15 protein-coding genes and 4 pseudogenes are annotated in these 18,224 nt (G+C 62.5%); 12 read left to right on the top strand and 7 right to left on the bottom strand.

The genetic code is table 11. From position 1 onward, the window contains the following. Positions 1 to 130: 130 nt before the first annotated feature. Positions 131 to 260 (bottom strand): annotated as a pseudogene (locus DEM27_RS35300) (IS3 family transposase); the annotation flags it as partial. Between the two features lie 54 nt (positions 261 to 314). Here DEM27_RS35300 and DEM27_RS35355 point away from each other — a divergent pair. After that, positions 315 to 497, top strand: a pseudogene (locus DEM27_RS35355) (ATP-binding protein); the annotation flags it as partial. Positions 498 to 758: 261 nt separating this feature from the next. Next, positions 759 to 1,415 (top strand): TetR/AcrR family transcriptional regulator, encoded by a 657-nt coding sequence (locus DEM27_RS27795; protein ID WP_109461506.1) that lies wholly within the window; start codon positions 759 to 761, stop codon positions 1,413 to 1,415. 60 nt (positions 1,416 to 1,475) lie between these two features. On the opposite strand, the gene DEM27_RS27790 is transcribed toward DEM27_RS27795, so the two are convergent. The 4 genes and pseudogenes from DEM27_RS27790 to DEM27_RS27775 form a co-directional block, all read right to left on the bottom strand. After that, a complete protein-coding gene (locus DEM27_RS27790; RefSeq protein WP_109461505.1) occupies positions 1,476 to 3,209 on the bottom strand; it encodes an ABC transporter ATP-binding protein in 1,734 nt (577 codons plus the stop codon). Next, entirely contained in the window at positions 3,206 to 5,038 is a 1,833-nt protein-coding gene (locus DEM27_RS27785) for an ABC transporter ATP-binding protein (RefSeq protein ID WP_128755577.1), read from the bottom strand. The genes DEM27_RS27790 and DEM27_RS27785 overlap by 4 nt, the downstream gene beginning before the upstream one ends. Then, a complete protein-coding gene (locus tag DEM27_RS27780; RefSeq protein ID WP_109461503.1) occupies positions 5,035 to 5,289 on the bottom strand; it encodes a hypothetical protein in 255 nt (84 codons plus the stop codon). Before DEM27_RS27780 ends, DEM27_RS27785 begins: the two co-directional genes overlap by 4 nt. 352 nt (positions 5,290 to 5,641) lie before the next feature. Next, positions 5,642 to 5,779 (bottom strand): annotated as a pseudogene (locus DEM27_RS27775) (transposase); the annotation flags it as partial. 273 nt (positions 5,780 to 6,052) lie between these two features. Between DEM27_RS27775 and DEM27_RS27770 the strand changes: the two are divergent. From DEM27_RS27770 to DEM27_RS34205, 6 genes and pseudogenes are all read left to right on the top strand, one after another. Further along, positions 6,053 to 6,397, top strand: a pseudogene (locus tag DEM27_RS27770) (transposase); the annotation flags it as partial. Between the two features lie 175 nt (positions 6,398 to 6,572). Next, a complete protein-coding gene (locus DEM27_RS27765) occupies positions 6,573 to 7,400 on the top strand; it encodes a helix-turn-helix transcriptional regulator (protein WP_245446169.1) in 828 nt (275 codons plus the stop codon). Positions 7,401 to 7,511: 111 nt separating this feature from the next. Beyond that, a complete protein-coding gene (locus tag DEM27_RS27760) occupies positions 7,512 to 9,623 on the top strand; it encodes a TonB-dependent receptor (RefSeq protein ID WP_165823638.1) in 2,112 nt (703 codons plus the stop codon). A 4-nt stretch (positions 9,624 to 9,627) separates the two neighbouring features. After that, positions 9,628 to 10,875, top strand: coding sequence for an MFS transporter (locus DEM27_RS27755; protein ID WP_109461500.1), 1,248 nt, complete (start codon positions 9,628 to 9,630; stop codon positions 10,873 to 10,875). A gap of 27 nt (positions 10,876 to 10,902) precedes the next feature. Continuing rightward, entirely contained in the window at positions 10,903 to 11,535 is a 633-nt protein-coding gene (locus DEM27_RS27750) for a class I SAM-dependent methyltransferase (RefSeq protein ID WP_109461499.1), read from the top strand. After that, positions 11,532 to 11,789: a hypothetical protein gene (locus DEM27_RS34205; RefSeq protein ID WP_165823636.1), complete on the top strand. Its 258-nt coding sequence runs from the start codon at positions 11,532 to 11,534 to the stop codon at positions 11,787 to 11,789. The genes DEM27_RS27750 and DEM27_RS34205 overlap by 4 nt, the downstream gene beginning before the upstream one ends. A 156-nt stretch (positions 11,790 to 11,945) precedes the next feature. On the opposite strand, the gene DEM27_RS27745 is transcribed toward DEM27_RS34205, so the two are convergent. Together DEM27_RS27745 and DEM27_RS27740 are read right to left on the bottom strand one after the other, a co-directional pair. Further along, positions 11,946 to 13,442, bottom strand: a complete 1,497-nt coding sequence (locus tag DEM27_RS27745) for an NAD-dependent succinate-semialdehyde dehydrogenase (RefSeq protein ID WP_109461498.1) — start codon at positions 13,440 to 13,442, stop codon at positions 11,946 to 11,948. 119 nt (positions 13,443 to 13,561) lie between these two features. Further along, on the bottom strand, positions 13,562 to 14,044 hold the full coding sequence (locus tag DEM27_RS27740) for an Lrp/AsnC family transcriptional regulator (protein ID WP_109461497.1): 483 nt from the start codon (positions 14,042 to 14,044) through the stop codon (positions 13,562 to 13,564). Positions 14,045 to 14,146: 102 nt separating this feature from the next. Between DEM27_RS27740 and ehuR the strand changes: the two genes are divergently transcribed. The 4 genes from ehuR (at position 14,147) to ehuC (ending at position 18,224) form a co-directional block, all read left to right on the top strand. Beyond that, the gene (gene ehuR, locus DEM27_RS27735; protein ID WP_109461496.1) at positions 14,147 to 15,532 is read left to right on the top strand and encodes a MocR-like ectoine utilization transcription factor EhuR; all 1,386 of its coding nucleotides are present in this window, start codon (positions 14,147 to 14,149) and stop codon (positions 15,530 to 15,532) included. A 122-nt stretch (positions 15,533 to 15,654) separates the two neighbouring features. Then, entirely contained in the window at positions 15,655 to 16,440 is a 786-nt protein-coding gene (gene ehuA, locus DEM27_RS27730) for an ectoine/hydroxyectoine ABC transporter ATP-binding protein EhuA (RefSeq protein WP_109461495.1), read from the top strand. A gap of 73 nt (positions 16,441 to 16,513) precedes the next feature. Continuing rightward, entirely contained in the window at positions 16,514 to 17,359 is an 846-nt protein-coding gene (gene ehuB, locus DEM27_RS27725; protein WP_165823640.1) for an ectoine/hydroxyectoine ABC transporter substrate-binding protein EhuB, read from the top strand. 205 nt (positions 17,360 to 17,564) lie between these two features. Then, positions 17,565 to 18,224 (top strand): ectoine/hydroxyectoine ABC transporter permease subunit EhuC, encoded by a 660-nt coding sequence (gene ehuC / locus DEM27_RS27720; RefSeq protein WP_109461493.1) that lies wholly within the window; start codon positions 17,565 to 17,567, stop codon positions 18,222 to 18,224.

Here is an 18,224-nt window from a genome sequence, read left to right as displayed (position 1 = left end):
AGCAAAATGAGGGATTTCCCTCAATGAAACAGCTAGCCGAACCGACCCAAGGCGCACACGCATGGCTATCGGGAAGTGATCCTCCCCAGGTTTCTGGACCAGCGGAGGTTGGAGTTTCGCGGCTTCTTTCAGGGAAGGAGCTGGTTGCGCTTCCCGGATTGATCCGTGCGATCGGGACCTTGTTGCCGATCGCGCCACGTGCCCGAACCTCTGCGGTCTCCATGCCGATCCTCCCTCTTTTCGCAAGCCTCCGCAAGGGTTGAGAGCAGTGCCGGTTCGGGTTTGCGACGATCAAGACGCTCCCTGGCTTCGCCCGGGGCGAACGCGAAGGCAGGCCGCAGAAACGCATCCGCTTCTTTCACGGGGCGAGCCTACCGATCGTCGACGAGATTGGCTGCCTGCCCGTCGTCCAGGGTGCCGGCAATCTGTTCTTCCAGCTCGTCAGCGCCCGCTATAAACGCGGCGCCATGATCCCGACGTCGAGCCGTGGCTTCGCGGTCCGCCGCTCTGGCAGTCAAACCTGTCGCCAGCCAGTGCACCACGTTGGAAGTAATCGTCATGAGAAGCGTCGCTCTTCACCTGAAAGAGGCTGGGTCGGCGTTCGGCGAACTCGTTCACTTCGGTCAGGACGAGCGCTCAATCCAAGGCTTCTGTGGTGATCCGGTGCAGTATCGATTCACAAGAGGAAATCGAATGAGGTTGCGTGAAATCCCGATCGCGATTTAATGGAGTTGCCCTGCCCTTAGCGGATTCAGAGAATGGAGAGGCAAAGTGTTTTGAACGATCCGCTCGATCGTCCCCGAAAACGTCGTGCCGGGCGGCTGACTCGTAGTCGCATATTGGAAGCAGGCATGAACGTGGCGCGCAGTCATGGGCTCGACGCATTGACCATGCGCCTCGTCGCCGACGACCTGGGATCAGGCACCATGTCTCTCTATCGGCACGTCGTCGATCGGGATGATATGCTGAGAGGAATGATCGAACTCGTGGGCGAACGCGTGGTCCACCCGCCCCAGAAGGACGACCCCGTCGAAGAGATCGTCGACATCTTTTCGACGATCTATCGCGCCTTCCGGGCGGATCCCTGGGTTGTTCGCTACCTTGTCGACGGCAACATCGGCAGCCGGCGCATTTTTCCGCTCGTGGAACGGATCATGCTCGCCCTTGAAGCGTTGAAGTTCGCGGGAGGGGATGCGTGGCGCATGTTCAACATGTTGTTGCACTATACATATGGCGAAGTCCTCGTCATCGACGGCGCCCAGCGGCGGCTTGCGCTGGCTCAGAAACCGGAGCCGGAGTTTTTGCAGAATTTTCCGGCGATCGCCCGCAACCTGATGGCCGCCGCCGGCGAGCAAGGCTCCTCGGACCCGTTCCAAAGAAACATTCGCCGACTTCTTCAGAACCTGAGCCCCTGACGCAACATGTGCTGAGGCGAAGCGCCAAGCGGCATACTGAACGCGCCGGAAAATCCGCTATCAGAGCGTCCAGGACGCTGTATGACGATAGGCATCCCAGAGTTCGCGATAGATTCCCGGCTTGTCGATCAGATCGGCGTGCCGGCCCTGCTCAACGATGGCGCCCTCGTCGAGAACGAGGATGTTGTCTGCCTCGACGATCGTGGAGAGGCGGTGGGCGATGATGAAGACGGTCCTGTCACGGGCAAGCGCTTCGAAGGCGAGCTGGATTTCCCGTTCGTTTTCCGGATCGAGTGCCGAGGTTGCTTCGTCGAGGATGACAATGTCGGCATTCTTCAGCAGCGCCCGGGCGATTGTCAGCCGCTGGCGCTCGCCGCCGGAGAGCGTTGAGCCACCATGGCCGACGACGGTCTCGTATCCATCCGGCAGTGCGATGATGGTCTCGTGGATTTGGGCGGCCTTCGCCGCCTCGATGATCTGTTTGTGGGTCGCCGCAGGATTGCCGATACGAATGTTGTTGGCGATAGTATCGCGAAACAGCGTCGTTTCCTGGAACACCACAGCGAAACAATTCATGTAGTCGCGCATGCCGTAGGAGGTGATCACCTCGCCGTTCAGCGTGATCCGGCCGCCTTGATAATCCCAGAACCTGAGCAGCAGATTGACCAGTGTCGTCTTTCCCGCGCCGCTTCGGCCGATGATGGCCGTCATCGTGCCCGGCTTGGCCGTGAAGCTAATATCTTTGAGGATATTGGGGCCGCCGTCGTAGGAAAAATTCACAGCCTCGAAGCGGATCTCGCCGGGCGCCGGCTGCCTGTCGCCGCTGTCGGCGAGTGCCGGAACCGCTTCGATCTGCTCGACGTTCTGGCCGCTGATCGCCGCGAGCGACAGCACCAGCGTGTGGGTGATCATCGCCTTGGCGGGAATGACGGTGGCGGTGAGCAGGCCGGTGGCGGCAACGATCCGCCAAATGTTTTCCGCGCCATCCGGCAAGCTCAACACGCCTGCCAATGCACCAATACCGACGGCAACCGTCGCCAGGCCATTGGCCAGCGTCGACATCGGCGCATTGCGGGTCACGGCCTTGCGGAAACCGTCCCGCATGATCGCGACCCACTTGCCGTAGTCACGCTCGGCCGCGTCCGTGCTGCCGAAGGCCCTGACGACCTGGATGCCCTCGGCATACTCCATCATATGGCGCGATGCCTCGGCAAGGCCGTCGGAACGGAAGCGCAGGCCGCGGTCGATCGAGCGCTTGAGCCGGTACAGGGCCAGGAGCCCCGCCGCCCAGGTCAGCACCGCGGCCAGCGCCATTGGCCAATGGATGACCGCGACGGCGGCAAGCAGGGCGGCAAGGGTAGCTCGCTCGGCGAGCGATGCCGAATGCGAATGACTGCCGTAATACTCGATCCACGTCATGTCCTCGGACAGCGTATGCGCCACCTTGCCCGGATGCAGCTTGCGGAAGCTGCCGAGAGGCAGGCGAACGAGGTGGTCGAGAATGCGTGTGCGCAAGGCCATCGTCGCAGCATAGGTAACGCCATGGCCGCGCTTCATGGCTATGGCGGCGAGAAAATAACGCAGCGCCAGGAACAGGGCAAACAGGACGATGCAAATGATGACCGGCGTCCAGCCGCCCCTTGCCGAGGCAGGCCGGGTGATCAGCAAGAATGCCGCCGTCGATGTCGCCGCGACAATCACTCCCTCCAGCATACGAAGGATCAGGACCAGCCGGTATTCTTTCCGTGCGGTCGGGGGCAATGCAGTTTGAATCAGTCGGTCGATCTGTTTCATGATGCGTCTCCGCCGGCTTGGCGGTTTCTGAGGCTGAATTCGCGGGCCGCCATGTGCGTGCGCCACTGCGCGGCATAACCACCGTCCAGTGCAAGGAGTTGCGCATGCGTGCCCTCTTCGCGGATGCGGCCGCTGTCGAGGAAAATGATGTTGTCGCAGTGCCGGATTGTCGAAAGGCGGTGAGCGATGACGATCAGCGTCTTGCCCGCCGTCAGGGCAGCGATCGCCCCTTGCAGTTCACGCTCGTTCTCCGGGTCGTTATAGGCGGTGGCCTCGTCGAGGACGAGGATCGGCGCATTGCGCAGCAGCGCGCGGGCGATGGAGATACGCTGCTTTTGCCCCACCGACAGGCTGAGGCTGCCATCGACCACCGTGTCGTATCCCTTCGGCAACCGGCTGACGAATTCGTCCACCCGCGCGGCGCGGGCAGCCTGCAAAAGCTCCTCTTCCGTCGCATCCGGCCTTCCGATCAGGATGTTGTCGCGCACCGAACGGGAGAACAGGAAAATGTCCTGGAAGACGAAGGACAGGCTTTCCGCGAGCCTGTGCGGCGGAATGGCCCTGATGTCGCGGCCGCCGATAGTGATCTTGCCGTCGCCGACATCCCAGAAGCGCGCCAGCAGCCTGCCGATCGTGGTCTTGCCGGAGCCGCTCGGACCGACCAGCGCCAGCGAAGTCCCCGCCTTGACGTCGAAAGATACGTCGTCGAGCACCAGGGCGCGATCATACCGGAACGAGACGTTCGAGAAGACGATATCGCTGCCGTCAGGCCCGTCGCCGGTCGTCGCCACCTCCTGTTCCGGATAGGCCATCAGGCTTTGCCAGCGAGCGATGACGCCTTCTTGCTGGCGGGTCCGGTTGGAGATGCCAAACAGGCCGGCGATCAGAAGGGCGAGCGACATGGCCGCCAGGTGGAAGAAGGTGACGGTCGGCAGGTCGGTTCCGTCGATATCGAGGAGGTAGATGCTGAGCGGCGTCAGCACCAGCAGGTTCGAGGTTGCGAACAGGAAGAACCAGTTGGCCGGCACGACGGCACGGTCGATCCAGTCGGTGATCAGATCCTGGAAGTCGGCGATAGCCTGGTGCGCCCGGATAAGCGCCGATCCGGAATTGTCGTAGGTTTTGACGACGGGAATGACCTTGACGACCTCGCCCATGGTCGTGGCGATGTTGGCCTGGAGCTTGTGATAGCGGTTCGTCACTTCGACGCCGTCACGCATAACGATCATCATGAAAATGAAGCCGAGCACCGTCGGGACGAGCGCCGCAAGCGCCATGCGCCAGTCGACGGCGGCCATGATCACGAGCAGGGCCACGGGGCCGACATAGGCCGCGGTGATTTCGGGAATCAGGTGCGCGACGCCGTCTTCCAGTTTCTCGACGTCGTCAATGAGTACGCGGCGCAGGTCCATGGCCGAGAACCGTGTGAAAAAGCCGAGCGGCACACGTTTCAGCTTGTCGCCGATGATCTGCCGCTGATCTGCCTGAACATCGGCGGCGATCAGGTGCGATATCGAGGTCGAGATAGTGAACAGCACGATCATTAGCGCCGCGCCGACGATCATCGACCCGGCCCAGAGGGCCGCTGTCACTCGGTCTCCGTCGAGCAAGGCCCCGACCATGAAGCCGGCACCGACTGCTGGCAGGATGGTGGTCAGCGCCGACAGTGTGCCAAACAGGATCGCCAGCCACATCCGCGCCCTGTATCTGGCGATCAACTGCCAGATAATCGCCAGGACATTGCCACCGAGAGCGCCGCCGACGCTCTCGGTCTGGAACACGGCGTCGGCAATATCCGGGGTCTCCGGAGATGATGATGGTTTCGTCACGATATCATAGAACTCGTTGTCAGCGAAACGCCGAAGGTGCGGGGGCGGCCGACCGCTGCAAGATCAAGCGTGGAACCGGCCTGCTTGAAGGTGATGTAGCGATCGACGAAGGCGTCCAACAGGAGTTTCCCGAAGGTATTGCTGTCGAACTCATAACCGGCAGCGACGTCTACGATCGCACGGCCAGCCATTTTCGAGCCTTCGATCGGGCTTTTCGTGGCGATAGGATCGACATGGAAGAGGATCTTCAAACCGTCAATCTCGCTCGGCGTCCACAGCAGCTTACCGCGCAGGCGGCGGAAACGCTGCTCCTCACATCGGCCAGACCGATCGCAGTCCCTGCAAGTGTCGTCCTGAAAAAACTGTCGTCCATGTCAATCCGCCCACATTGTCCTGATCGCCTCCGGACGCCATAAAACATGAGTCGATTTATCTAGTTAATCTCATAAAGGTCAATACCGGTATTTTATTTTGCGTACATGGTACGCAAATATGAAGCAATCTTGCAGGATAACCACTCAGAAGGCACACCCAACGCAAGGCAGCGGCACCGATATAATCGCTGACCTGACCTGCCGTTATGAAGAAACTGATCGGGCGACACCTGAGCCCGTTGCGGTTGACGAAGATGATGCCGCTCAGAACGCGTCGATCATCAATGCGCTGGCGACCATGGCTCTTGGGAAAATAGGGCTGAAGACGGGCCATTTGCTCGACCGTCAGCCAAAACAAATTACTCATCAGTCAGGCTCCTGCTCGCCCGTCTGAATCATAGCCATCAATTCAAATCAATGGGTCCTGACCCCAGTCACCCGGAACTGTAATTCGTATCATTGATCCAAATGAGTTGGAGGATGATATGGTGGGCCGGGTGGCGGAAGAGGTGGTTCTGAGCACCGAGGAGCGCGTCTTTCTCGAGGCTCAGGTTCGACGGCACAAGGCAGCGCGCTCGCTGTCCGACCGGTGCCGGATGATCCTGCTCTGTGCAGAGGGGCTTCAAAGGAAATGCCCAAGGGCCCCGACATGCACATCGTCATGGACAACGACGCCACGCATAAAACCCCGAAGATCAAAGCCTGGCTGGCGCGCCGCCAGCATTGGCATGTTCACTTCACACCCACCTCGGCGAGTTGGATCAACCAGGTGGAGCGCTGGTCCGCGGAACTGACCCGTAAGCAATTGCAACGCGGTGTCCACCGCTCCACTGCCGATCTGGAGGCCGACATCATCGCCCTCATCGGCACCCACAACCAGAACCCCAAACCCTACAGATGGGTCAAATCCGACGACGAAATCCTCACATCGGTCAAGCCCTTCTGCCAGAAAACAATGAGCCGAACTTCAGATTCAGGTGACTAGGGGCGGAGTGATGGATATTTCTTGACTATTAAAATCAAGTATTATGATATCGATCGACACCTGACTGTTGACACCTTTCAAAAGAGACGACCATGCTTTGCCCGCGACTGCCGATCGTTCCAGCACGCCCATTGGCCGGGCCGCCGCAGGCATTTCGGGAGCGTAAACCTTGGAAGTGATCCGTTCCGCCGGCCTCAATATCTTTCTCGAGACATCGCTTGTTCGCAAGGACAGCATCTGGGACAGCGTTACCGCGCCTGGTTATTGGTTTGGCACATTGCTGGAGGGCAACATCGCGGTCCACCAGAGCCAGTTGGGCGAGCGAACGTGGACCAGCGGCGGCACCGCCGTCTTTTCGGCGCACGAGGAAATCCATACGCGGCATACGTCGTTGCATGATGGTTCAGTTTCGGCGGTTTTCATGCAGGTGGAGACGCCTCTGGCCGAACCGATCCTGGGGGCGGAGGCTAGCTCCCTGCTGTCAAGAAGCCGGCTTCATCGCGAAGGCCTGTTTCCGGACCTGGCGCGAACGATCGCCTGGCAGATGCTCGGCTGCCGCATGAGCGGTGCCGCCCGGCGGCTGTTCATCACCGGCAAGGCGATGGAGATCGTTGCGCATGTGATCAATTCGACGATCGAGGAAAAGAAGGCCGGCGCCGAGAAGCATGGGGCGTGGTCGCCCCGCGAACTCGAATGCTTCCATGAGGCCCGGTCGATCCTGCTTGCCGAACTGGCCGATCCGCCGAGCGTCACGGAACTCGCCCGCCGCGTCGGCACCAATGCCAAGAAGCTGGGGGCAGGCTTCAACGCGCTTTTCGGCCAACCCGTCTATGCCTTCGTCAAGACGAGCCGGCTCGACGCGGCGCGGCAGATGCTGGAAGCGGGCGAGACCTCGGTCACCAATGTCGCGCGCTACGTCGGCTACCAGCCGCAGCATTTTGCCACGGAATTCCGTCGGCGTTTCGGTATTTCCCCGACACAGGCGACCGGCAAACGCTCCTGACCGCAGTTCGCCCGTTTTGCAAACGTCTTTGACCGGAATGCGAACGGCGCGAGCATTGTCCCCAACCGCTTATGTCATGCAAATAACCTCAAAAAGATGAGGATCGCAGTCATGAATATTCGCCGCGCCCGCCGCCTGTTCGCCACCAGCTTTCTGACCGCAAGCGCCGTTCTATCGCCGGTGCTGCCGGTCTACGGGCAGGACACCGTTATCTCTGACGACGGGGGAAGCGAAGCAACGGTGCTGAAAACGATCACGGTTACCGCACGCCGCCGCGAGGAAAAAATCCAGGATGCGCCGGTTGCCGTGACCGCCATCCCGCTCGATGATATCGCCAAGGGCAAGATCACCACGCTGGAGGACGCTGCCTTCCGCAGCCCGAACGTGTTGTTCAACGGCCAGGGCGGCCCGCTGACCATCCGCGGCGTCACCTCGCTCGGCATCTCCGGCGGCGTCGATCGCCAGCCGGCCGTCGGGCTTTTCCTCGATGACGTGTTCCTGGCACGCCCGCTCGGCTATCCCGTTCTCCTCGAAGACCTGGAGCGGCTGGAAATCGTCCGCGGGTCACAGGCGACGCTTTACGGCAAGAACACGATCGGCGGCGCGGTGAACCTGATTTCGCGCGAGCCCGGCGATGTCGCCTCCGGCGAGATCTCGGCGACGCTCGGCACCGACATGGACCGGCGCTTCAAGGCCGCCTACGAGACGCCGATCGGCGACACCGGTTTTGCCGTGCGTGGCAGCGCGTCCTGGAGCGGGGCAAATGGCTATATCGACAATCTCGGCAGCGATGTCAGCGACACGGACAACTTCAACGGCCGGTTCGTCGTCACCGGCGAGGTCGGCGACGGCACCCGCCTCAAAATCATCGGCGACTATGCCCGCAACCGCGACGATGGCGGCCTCTGGTATGCGCCGGTCGCCGATGCCTTCGATTTCAGGTCATTCCATGATTTCAAGCCTGAGAACAGCGTCGACAGCGGCGGTCTCTCGGTCCGTCTCGACCATAGTTTCGAGAGTTTCGACGTCACCTCGATCACCGCCATCCGCGGCCATGACATGCGCCAGTATCTCGACGGCGATTTTACCGCGTCTCCGGATATCGGCCAGGCGCAGGTCGAAAAGCAGCGACAGTTCAGCCAGGACCTGCGCTTTTCTTCGAATGGCGACGGCCCGTGGCGCTGGACCGGCGGCCTGTTCTACATGCATGAAAAATTCGACGGCACGCAATATTTCGATTTCGCCGCGCTCGACCGCACTGTCTGGAGCCGCGATGTCTTCGAACAGTCGTCGGACACGTTTTCGGCTTTCGGCGAGGTCGGGTATTTCGTGACGCCGGAACTGGAGCTTGCTGCCGGCGCCCGTTATACCTACGAGCGCAAATCCACCAGCAGCGAGATATCGAGCCCGAGCGGCACATTCATGTTCGGTTATCCGGGCCGGGCGGAAGGCGACGTCGACTTCTCCAACATCTCGCCGGAAGTGTCCGCCACCTATCATCTCTCAGAGGGCAACATTGCCTTCGGCAAGATCAGCCGCGGCTTCAAGTCGGGCGGCATCAGCCCCTATATCGAGGACGACGGCTCCGCCAACAGCTACGATCCGGAAACGACGACGTCCTACGAGCTGGGAACCAAGCTGACCTCCGGGGATGGCCGCTTCACGCTGGCGGCGTCGCTGTTCTATATCGACTGGAAGGACCAGCAGGCCGTCATCTACACATCGCCCTTTACCCGCGTCTACAGGAACGCGGCCGCGGCCACCTCGAAGGGGTTCGAGATCGAGGGCACTGCGCAGCTGACGGAAGAGCTCGGCCTGCGCGCCGGTTACGGCTACACGCATGCCGTCTATGACGATTTCGTCGATACCGTCATGGGCCAGGACTATACAGGCAATCCCCTGCCCTTCTCGCCCCGTCACAGCTTCAGCGCCGGCCTGCGCTGGGAAAGCGAGTTGAATAACGAACTGAAATTGACGGCGGGCCTCGAGTACACTTTCCGCAGTTCTTATGCCTTCACCGCGAACAATGCCTATCGGCAGGACCCGACGCACCTCGTCGATGCCCATATCGGCCTCGAAAAGAACGGGCTGAGCGCGACGTTGTGGGCGAAAAACCTCACCGACGAACGCTATCTCAAGAATTACTTCAGCTACAGCGGAACGGACATGGGCGTCGCCGCTCCCGGCCGCACGGTCGGCATCACCCTGACGAAGAAATGGTAACGCCATGACAGACATGTCCCTTGCCGCTGCAAGCACGCCGGCCACCGCTGCGACAGGCCGGGCAAGACTTCTCATACTGCTCGGCGTACTCTATTTTACCCAGGGTCTGCCGATGGGCCTTTCTATGGAGGCCCTGCCGGTTTTGATGCGGCAGAACGGCGTGCCGCTGGAAATGATCGCGCTGGTGCCGCTCGCGGGTCTCCCCTGGATCCTGAAACTGTTCTGGGCTCCCATGGTGGACAACCGCTGGGGGCCGAGGCTGGGACGCAGGCGGTCCTGGATCATTCCGATGCAGGCGGTGTTGGCCTTGACGCTGTCTGTCACCGCGTTTCTACCCTTGAGCGGCCCGAATATCTGGATCGCCGTGCTGATGCTGGCCGTCGGCGCCATCGCCAGCGCGACGCAGGATACGGCGACCGACGGCCTTGCCGCCGAACAGCTGACCGGCAGCGGCCTGGCCTATGCGAACGCGCTGCAGATCGGCGGCATGATGGCCGGCTTCATGGTCGGCGGCGGCGGAACGCTGCTGATGGCCGATCCCCTCGGGCAGATGGGCACCTTCCTGGTGTTGGCGCTCTTCCCGGCCGCAACGGTTCTCATTGCCCTGGCATGGCGCGAGCCCCCGCGCGTGAAGTCCGCTCCGGGCGACACCCCGGCCCGGCTGATATCGACGTTCCGGCGGCAAGGCATCTGGACGCTGCTGATCCTCGCCTTCATCTACGGTGGCGCGCATGCCGGCGGCTTGAGCGTCAGCAAGATATTCCTGGTCGATCTCGGCTGGTCGAACAGCGGGACCGGCACAATCTCGACGATCAGCGGTTTGGTCATGCTGATCCTCGGCTGCCCGCTCGGAAGCTACCTCACCATCGCCAGCCGCTGGCGGGCGATGTCGATCGGCATGCTGCTTGCTGCAACCGCCTTCCTGTTCTGGGGACTGATCGCCGGCGGCATGCTTGCGGCATCCTGGGTCAACGTCGTTCTCGCCATCTCGCTGCTCTCGATCGCAAGCGGCATCATCGCCGTCTCGGCCGCGACCATCCTCATGGCGTTCGGGGCCGGCGGCAACCAGGCGGGAACCGACATCACCGTGTTGCAGAGCGCCAATGTGCTCGGCGAAATGGTCATCGCCGGGCTGGTCGTGTGGATTGCCGGGCAATCCGGTTATGCAATGACCTTTGGTGGCGCCGCGGCTGCGCTGCTCATCGTCGCCTTCGGCGTATCGCGGATGTCACGCCGCGCGGCAACTGCATAGGCACAATCACAACTCAAGGAAAATCCCATGCCTTTTCTGTCCGGAGGCTTTGTCGACCGCATTGCGCGGCGACCGAGCGGCCTGCTCGGCTATCTGTTCTACCGTTTTCCGCTTGGCCATAAGCCGGGCTTCGACCTGGCGCTCGATCGTTTGCCGCCGACCCCACGAGACGTCGTTCTTGAAGTGGGATGTGGTGGTGGCGTCTTCATGCGGCGGCTGCTCGCCAGCGGCTGCACGGCGATCGCCGTCGATCACAGCGCCGATATGGTCCGCAATGCGTCGCGCCTCAATGCCGAAGCGATCCGCGCCCGGAGATTGGCGGTGTCACAAGCCGATGCCGGCGATTTGCCGGTCGAAACCTGTTCGATCGACAAGGTCTACTGCCTCAACGCCTTCTTCTTTTTCCCCGATCCGCAGAAAAGCCTTGCGGAAATGGCCCGCGTGCTGAAGCCGGGCGGCAAGCTGGCGCTGATCACCTCCCCACCGGAGTTCCGCGAGAAGATCGTTCGTTTCTCGCGAAAGATGGCGGAAAGCATGCGTTTCGACGAGCCTTCGACCCTTGAGCAATGGGCGCGGGACGCCGGCTTTTCGACACTGGAAACGCGTCGCGCCGCGAATGCCGGCTTTCTGATGATCGCAACACGACAGGAGAAGGCATGACGAAGGACACGATCCTCGAAACGCCGGGGGGTTTCCCGGCCGCGTCGCCGGTAGCCACTCTCGCCGGATTCGCCGGAGGCACAGGGAGATCCCCATTGACCGCAATTTCCGGCCACGATGGCGGGATTTCGGGCCTCCCTGCCGCCAACCAGCGGTCTGAAGAATCGAACCGGGTCTTTCCCGATCCTGCCATGACCCTCGCGGCAGTTGACCGGCTCGTACACCAGATCGTCACAATGAATATCGAAAGCTAGCGGCGCCGAACGGCACTTGAAAAATAGCGCCAACGGGGTCGACCGGCTTCTTTTGCGACGATCAGTGCGCCCGGCAACAAGATCTCCGGAGGCAAAAACTTTCGTCCCGGACCCGAAGACCTGTCCGACGAAACGGGGCAATGCTTGGCGCCGGGATCAGGCGGCCGTGTCGATGCAGAGATATTTCAGCTCGGTGAAGGCTTCCATGCCATGGCGTGAGCCTTCGCGTCCGATGCCGGATTGTTTCCAGCCGCCAAAGGGGATCGGGCCGCCGGTGATTTTCACGCGGTTGACGGCCATCATGCCGTATTCCAATGCGCGGGCAAGGCGCATCTGGCGGGCGCCGTTTTCGGTGACGACATAGGCGACAAGGCCGTATTGGGTGTCGTTGGCGCGGGCGATCACCTCCGCCTCGCTGTCGAAAGCCGTGACGGCGGCGACCGGGCCGAAGGTTTCCTCGCGCATGATCAGCGCTGCGTCCGAAACGTCGGTCAGCAGCGTCGGCTGGTAAAACAGCGGGCCGGTCTTGTGGCGCTTGCCGCCGGTCAGCAGTCTTGCGCCGTGCTGCAGCGCATCGGCGACCTGTTCTTCCACCTTGGCGACGGCGCGCTCATGCATCAGCGGCCCAATCTCGACATCCGCTTCAAGCCCGTTTCCGACCTTCAATGCCGCGATGCGCGTCCTGAAGGCCTCGGTGAAGGCGGCAAGCACGGGGCGTTCGACATAGATGCGGTTGGCGGCGAGGCAATCCTGGCCCGATGTCGCGAATTTGGCGTCGATGGCGATGTCGACGGCCTTTTTTATATCGGCGTCGGCGAAGACGATGAGCGGAGCATGGCCGCCAAGCTCCATCACCAGCCGCTTCATGGTCGGCGCACACTGGCCGGCGATCAGCTTGCCGATCTCCGTCGAGCCGGTAAAACTCAAGGCGCGTACGCGCGGATCGGCGTTCAGGCGGCCGACGATGGTTGCGGCATCGCCGGTCACCACATTGAAGACACCGGCGGGTAGGCCGGCCCGTTCGCCGAGTTCGGCAAGCGCGAGCGCCGATAGCGGCGTCTCGCTGGACGGATGGGCAACGACGGTGCAGCCGGCGGCAAGGGCTGCGGCGGCCTTGCGGGTGATCATGGCGGAGGGGAAATTCCACGGCGTCACGATACCGGCGACGCCAAGCGCTTCACGGCGAACGATCATCTCCGCGCCGGGCAGGTGGCTGGTGACGCTCTCCGCATTGAGGCGTTTCCCTTCCTCGGCATACCACTCGATAAAGGAAGCGGCATAATCGATCTCGCCGCGGGATTCGGCGAGCGGCTTGCCCTGTTCCAGCGTCATCAGCAGGGCGAGGTCTTCGCGTGCCTCCAGCATCAACTCGTACCACTTGCGCAGGATGGCGGCGCGCTGCTGCGGCAACCGATCGCGCCAGGCGGGGAAAGCGTCGCTTGCGGCGGCGATGGCCTCGGAGGTCTGTCCAGCGTCGAGGGTCGCGACCCAGGCGAGCGTTGCCGAAGAGGCGGGGTCCGTCACCTTGAAGCTGGCGCCATCGTTGCCCGCCACCCAGCGGCCACCGACATAGGCGAGTTCGCGAAGGAGATGAGGGTCATTGAGGCGGGCGAGCGCATCGTGAAAAGTCGTCCGGGCGAATAGGGCGGTCATGGCGGCCTCCTCTGGCTGTGTGCGCAGAAGTCTGGCACAGGCCGGCAGACAGATTGTCCATTGCCGGGACGGGCGGCAGAGACTTTGGCCAAAGGTGCGGGCGACCGTAGACAATCTGCCTAGTCGAGCGCGGGGAGCAGTGTCGCAAGCGGCAGCACCGTCTCCTCCTTCACCGTCTTGGTGATGATGTAGGTGAAATAGCGGTCGATGCCGAGTTCGCGTTCCAGAAGGCTGTCGACGAGGCGCTGGTATGCGTCGATATCGATCGCCATGATCTTCAGGATGTAATCGACGCCGCCGCCGACCGACCAGCAGGCAACGATTTCCGGCGTCGAGGCGACGGCGCGCTCGAAACGGTCGAAATCCGCCTGCCGGTGGTTGGCCAGCGTCACCTCCATCATCACGCCGGTGACGGGCGCCAGCCGCCGCACGGCGATGCGGGCGTGATAGCCGGTGACGATGCCGGCTTTTTCCAGCTTGTGCAGGCGCAGCCAGCAGGGCGTGGGGGAAAGGCCTGCCTTTTCCGCCAGCGCCAGCTTGGTGATGCGGCCGTTCTCCTGGATCGCGTTCAGGATGCGCAGGTCTATGGCGTCGAGTTTCACGAGGCGCGTCCTCCGGGCGGATATCATGTCAAAGCGAGGAAAAACACAATGGAAAGGCATTTTGACGTTGTCAATTGACCTGAATTTTCGCAATGTAAAATCATGACAAATTGGCGACCCGATATATCCCAATTGCGCCGGCCGGCCTATCTTTCCCTCGCCGAGCAGATCGCCCGCGCCATCCAGGACGGATTGTTGCCCAACGGCACGCGCCTGTTGCCGCATCGCAAGCTCGCAGACGACCTGAACCTGTCCGTGCAGACCGTCAGCCGGGCCTATGACGAACTGATCCGCCGCGGGCTTATTTCCGGCGAAATCGGCCGGGGTTCCTTCGTGCAGACGCGGCCGAAGGAACCGGAGCCGCCTTATCTGCCCGAGCGACTTGGCGAGCTGGTGGATCTTTCGATCCTGAAGCCGGTCTGCGAGCAGCTGCACCTGGAGCGCATGCGCGAGGCCTTCGGCTGGCTTGCGGAAAACCTGCCGTCGAGTTCGGCGCTGTCGTTCCGGCCGAACATGGTGTTTCCGCGCCACCGGGCGGTGGCGGCGGAGTGGCTGGCGCGCTGCGGCCTCGACGTCTCGCCGCTCAACATCAATCTCACCAACGGCGCGACGTCGGGCATGACGGTCGCGCTGATGAGCGTCGCCCCGCCCGGCGCGACGGTCGCGACGGAAGCGATCAGCCATCACACGCTCGTGCCGCTGTCCACCTATCTCGGGCTGCATCTCGAAGGCCTGCCGATCGATCGCGACGGCATGATCCCCGAGGCGCTGGACGAGGCCTGTCGCAAGGGCGTGATCCGCGCCGTCTTCCTGCAGCCCTCGGTGATCAACCCGACTGCAACGCTGATGAGCGGCGAACGCCGGCAGGCGCTGGCCGACGTGGCGCGGCGCCACGATATCGCGATCATCGAGAACGACGTGCTCGGGCCGCTGGTGGAAGGCAGGGCGCCGCCGATTGCCGCCTACGCGCCGGAGCGCACGCTCTACGTCACCAGCTTCACCAAGATCACCGTGCCGGGCCTGCGCATCGGCTATCTGACGGCGCCCGACCGCTATGTCGCCGCCGTCGCCAACCGCCACCTCGTCTCCAACTGGATGGCGACGCCGTCGATTGCCGAGATCGCCACGCGCTGGGTCAGCGACGGCACGGCGATGGAGCTCGTCCACTGGCAGCGCCGGGCGCTCGCCGTTCGCCATGCCATTGCCGAGGAGGCCTTTGCCGGCCTTCCCTATCACGCCCATCCGCAGAGCCTGCATGTCTGGCTGCCCTTGCCGGAAGGACACACGGAAGAGGGGTTCGTATCGCAGGCGCGGCTGCGCGGCGTCGGCATCGCGCCGGGTTCGTCCTTCCGCACGGCCGAGCAGGGCTGGCATCCGGCGGTGCGCATTTCGCTGGGCTCGACCACCGAACAGGAATTGCGCACGGGGCTCGGCATTCTTGCCTCGCTGGCGAGCGGAAACCCGGAGGCGCTGCTGCTCGCGATTTGAGACGATTGCCTGTTAACGAGGCGTCCGAAGAATAATTGTACTGATATTATTATTTAGATTGACATGATTTTGAGCGGCGCGCATCGTTAGGCCATCACTTGTCTCAACAGGGAGAGGCATGCATGGCAGCGCCGATCATCCGCATCGACACCATCACCAAGCGCTACGGTCCCTTGACCGTGCTCGACGGGTTGTCGATGGAGGTGCTGCCGGGTGAAAAGCTGGCGCTCATCGGCCCTTCCGGATCCGGCAAGACGACGATCCTGCGCATTCTGATGACACTGGAGACGATCAGCGGCGGTCACATCGAGGTCGACGGCGACCAGCTCTATCACATGCCGAAGAACGGCGGACTTGCGCCGGCCGACGACCGCCACTTGCACAGGATGCGCGAGAAGATCGGCATGGTCTTCCAGCACTTCAATCTGTTCCCGCACAAATGCGTGCTCGACAATGTCACGCTCGCCCCGATGCTGACCAAGGGCGTGCCGAAGGCGGAGGCACAGAAGCGGGCGATGGAGCTTCTCGACATGGTGGGTTTGGCCGACAAGGCGAAAAGCATGCCCGCACAATTGTCCGGCGGACAGAAGCAGCGCGTTGCCATCGCCCGCGCCCTGGCGCTCTCGCCGAAGATCATGCTCTTCGACGAGGTGACCTCGGCGCTCGACCCGGAACTGGTCGAGGAGGTGCTGAACGTCATGCGCAAGCTCGCCGCCGAGACCGACATGACCATGCTGCTCGTCACCCACGAAATGGGTTTCGCCCATGACTTTGCCGACCGCATCCTGTTTTTCGATCGCGGCAGGATCGTCGAGGAAGGCAAGCCGGACGAGATTTTCCGCAATCCCAGGCAGGAACGCACGCAAACCTTCCTGCGCAAGATCATCGCGGCGGGGCACCGCGTCTGAGCGGCGTCCGCCGCCAGGAAACAAGGGCCTACATAACAACCAAAAACAGCCAGAGGAGTTCGCAACAATGAGCATGAGGACGTTTTTGACCATGGCCGCCGGCGCAAGCGCGTTGATGGCCGTCGTCGTCGCCACACCCGCTTTCGCCGATGACGGCAAGCTGGAGGAATTGAAGGCGCAGGGTTTTGCCCGCGTCGCCATCGCCAACGAACCGCCGTTCACCGCGGTTGCAGCCGACGGCAAGGTGTCGGGTGCCGCACCCGATGTCGCCCGCGAAGTCTTCAAGCGCCTCGGCGTTGCCGACATCGTCGCCTCGATTTCCGAATATGGCGCGATGATCCCCGGCCTTCAGGCCGGCCGCCACGACGTCATCACCGCCGGCCTGTTCATGAAGCCGGAGCGTTGCGCCGCCGTGGTCTATTCCGAGCCGATCCTTTGCGATGCGGAAGCCTTTGCGCTGAAGAAGGGCAATCCCCTGAAGCTGCAGAGCTACAAGGACATCGCCGACAATCCGGACGCGAAAATCGGTGCGCCGGGCGGCGGTACGGAAGAAAAGCTGGCGCTCGAAGCCGGCGTGCCGCGTGACCGCGTCATCGTCGTGCCGGATGGCCAGAGCGGCCTGAAGATGCTGCAGGACGGCCGCATCGACGTCTATTCGCTGCCGGTTCTGTCGATCAACGATCTCGTCTCCAAGGCGAGCGACCCGAATATCGAAGTGGTTGCCCCGGTCGTCGGCGCGCCGGTCTATTGCGACGGCGCGGCCTTCCGCAAGGGCGACGAGGCGCTACGCGATGCCTTCGACGTCGAACTTGCCAAGATGAAGCAGTCGGGCGACTTTGCCAAGATCATCGAGCCCTACGGCTTCTCCGCCGCCGCCGCCATGTCGACGAGCCGCGAAAAGCTTTGCGCGGCGCAATAAGGTTGGCGGATTTGCCCCTCATCCCGCTGCCGCGACCTTCTCCCCGTAAACGGGGAGAAGGGGCTGGCGGCCAGGCTTTCCCATCATCGAGTGCGTCGGTGGGCGGGAAGCCGGTTCCTGTTCTGCCTTCTCCCCGCTTGCGGGGAGAAGGTGCCGGCAGGCGGATGAGGGGCGCCGCTTCGTTGACGTTAATGTGGAACACACCATGACCGACTGGTCCGGCTACATAGGGCTGATCCTGCAAGGCGCGCTCGTGACGCTTGAGCTCACCGTGATGGGCTCGGTGCTTGCCGTCATCATGGCGTTCGTCGCCGGGCTCGGCCGCGTCAGCCGCTTCATGGCGGTCCGGGCGCTTGCCACCACCTATATCGAGTTCTTCCGCGGCACGTCGATCTTCGTGCAACTCTTCTGGGTCTATTTCGTGCTGCCCTTCGCGGGCGTCACGCTCTCGCCGCTGCAGGCGGGCGTGCTGGCGCTTGGGCTGAACGTCGGGGCCTACGGGGCGGAGGTGGTGCGCGGCGCCGTCAAGGCGATCGGGCGGGAACAGCGCGAGGCCTGCATCGCGCTCAACCTGACCCGCGGACAGGCGATGCGCCATGTCATCCTGCCGCAGGCTCTGCCGCTGATGCTGCCGACCTTCGGCAACAATGCCATCGAACTCCTGAAGGGCACCGCCGTCGTGTCACTCATCTCGCTCACCGACATGACGTTCCAGGCGCAGGTGGTGCGCGCCCAGACCGGCAGCACGCTGATCCCCTTCGCGACCATCCTGGTGCTCTACTTCCTGATGGCGCTGGCCATATCCACCGGCATGCGCTGGCTGGAACGCCGCGTCACCCGTGGCCTCGACGGCGTGAGGACCTGA

It is taken from the genome of Rhizobium album, from assembly GCF_003122325.1.
Classification (GTDB): domain Bacteria; phylum Pseudomonadota; class Alphaproteobacteria; order Rhizobiales; family Rhizobiaceae; genus Metarhizobium; species Metarhizobium album.
This window is presented reverse-complemented; position numbering and strand designations above follow the sequence as displayed.

Coding starts and splice junctions, on each gene's coding strand:
- DEM27_RS27795 (WP_109461506.1), top strand. CDS start 759: ATGGAGAGGCAAAGTGTTTTGAACGATCCGCTCGATCGTCCCCGAAAA.
- DEM27_RS27790 (WP_109461505.1), bottom strand. CDS start 3,209: ATGAAACAGATCGACCGACTGATTCAAACTGCATTGCCCCCGACCGCA.
- DEM27_RS27760 (WP_165823638.1), top strand. CDS start 7,512: ATGAATATTCGCCGCGCCCGCCGCCTGTTCGCCACCAGCTTTCTGACC.
- DEM27_RS27755 (WP_109461500.1), top strand. CDS start 9,628: ATGACAGACATGTCCCTTGCCGCTGCAAGCACGCCGGCCACCGCTGCG.
- DEM27_RS27750 (WP_109461499.1), top strand. CDS start 10,903: ATGCCTTTTCTGTCCGGAGGCTTTGTCGACCGCATTGCGCGGCGACCG.
- DEM27_RS34205 (WP_165823636.1), top strand. CDS start 11,532: ATGACGAAGGACACGATCCTCGAAACGCCGGGGGGTTTCCCGGCCGCG.
- DEM27_RS27745 (WP_109461498.1), bottom strand. CDS start 13,442: ATGACCGCCCTATTCGCCCGGACGACTTTTCACGATGCGCTCGCCCGC.
- ehuR (WP_109461496.1), top strand. CDS start 14,147: ATGACAAATTGGCGACCCGATATATCCCAATTGCGCCGGCCGGCCTAT.
- ehuA (WP_109461495.1), top strand. CDS start 15,655: ATGGCAGCGCCGATCATCCGCATCGACACCATCACCAAGCGCTACGGT.
- ehuB (WP_165823640.1), top strand. CDS start 16,514: ATGAGGACGTTTTTGACCATGGCCGCCGGCGCAAGCGCGTTGATGGCC.
- ehuC (WP_109461493.1), top strand. CDS start 17,565: ATGACCGACTGGTCCGGCTACATAGGGCTGATCCTGCAAGGCGCGCTC.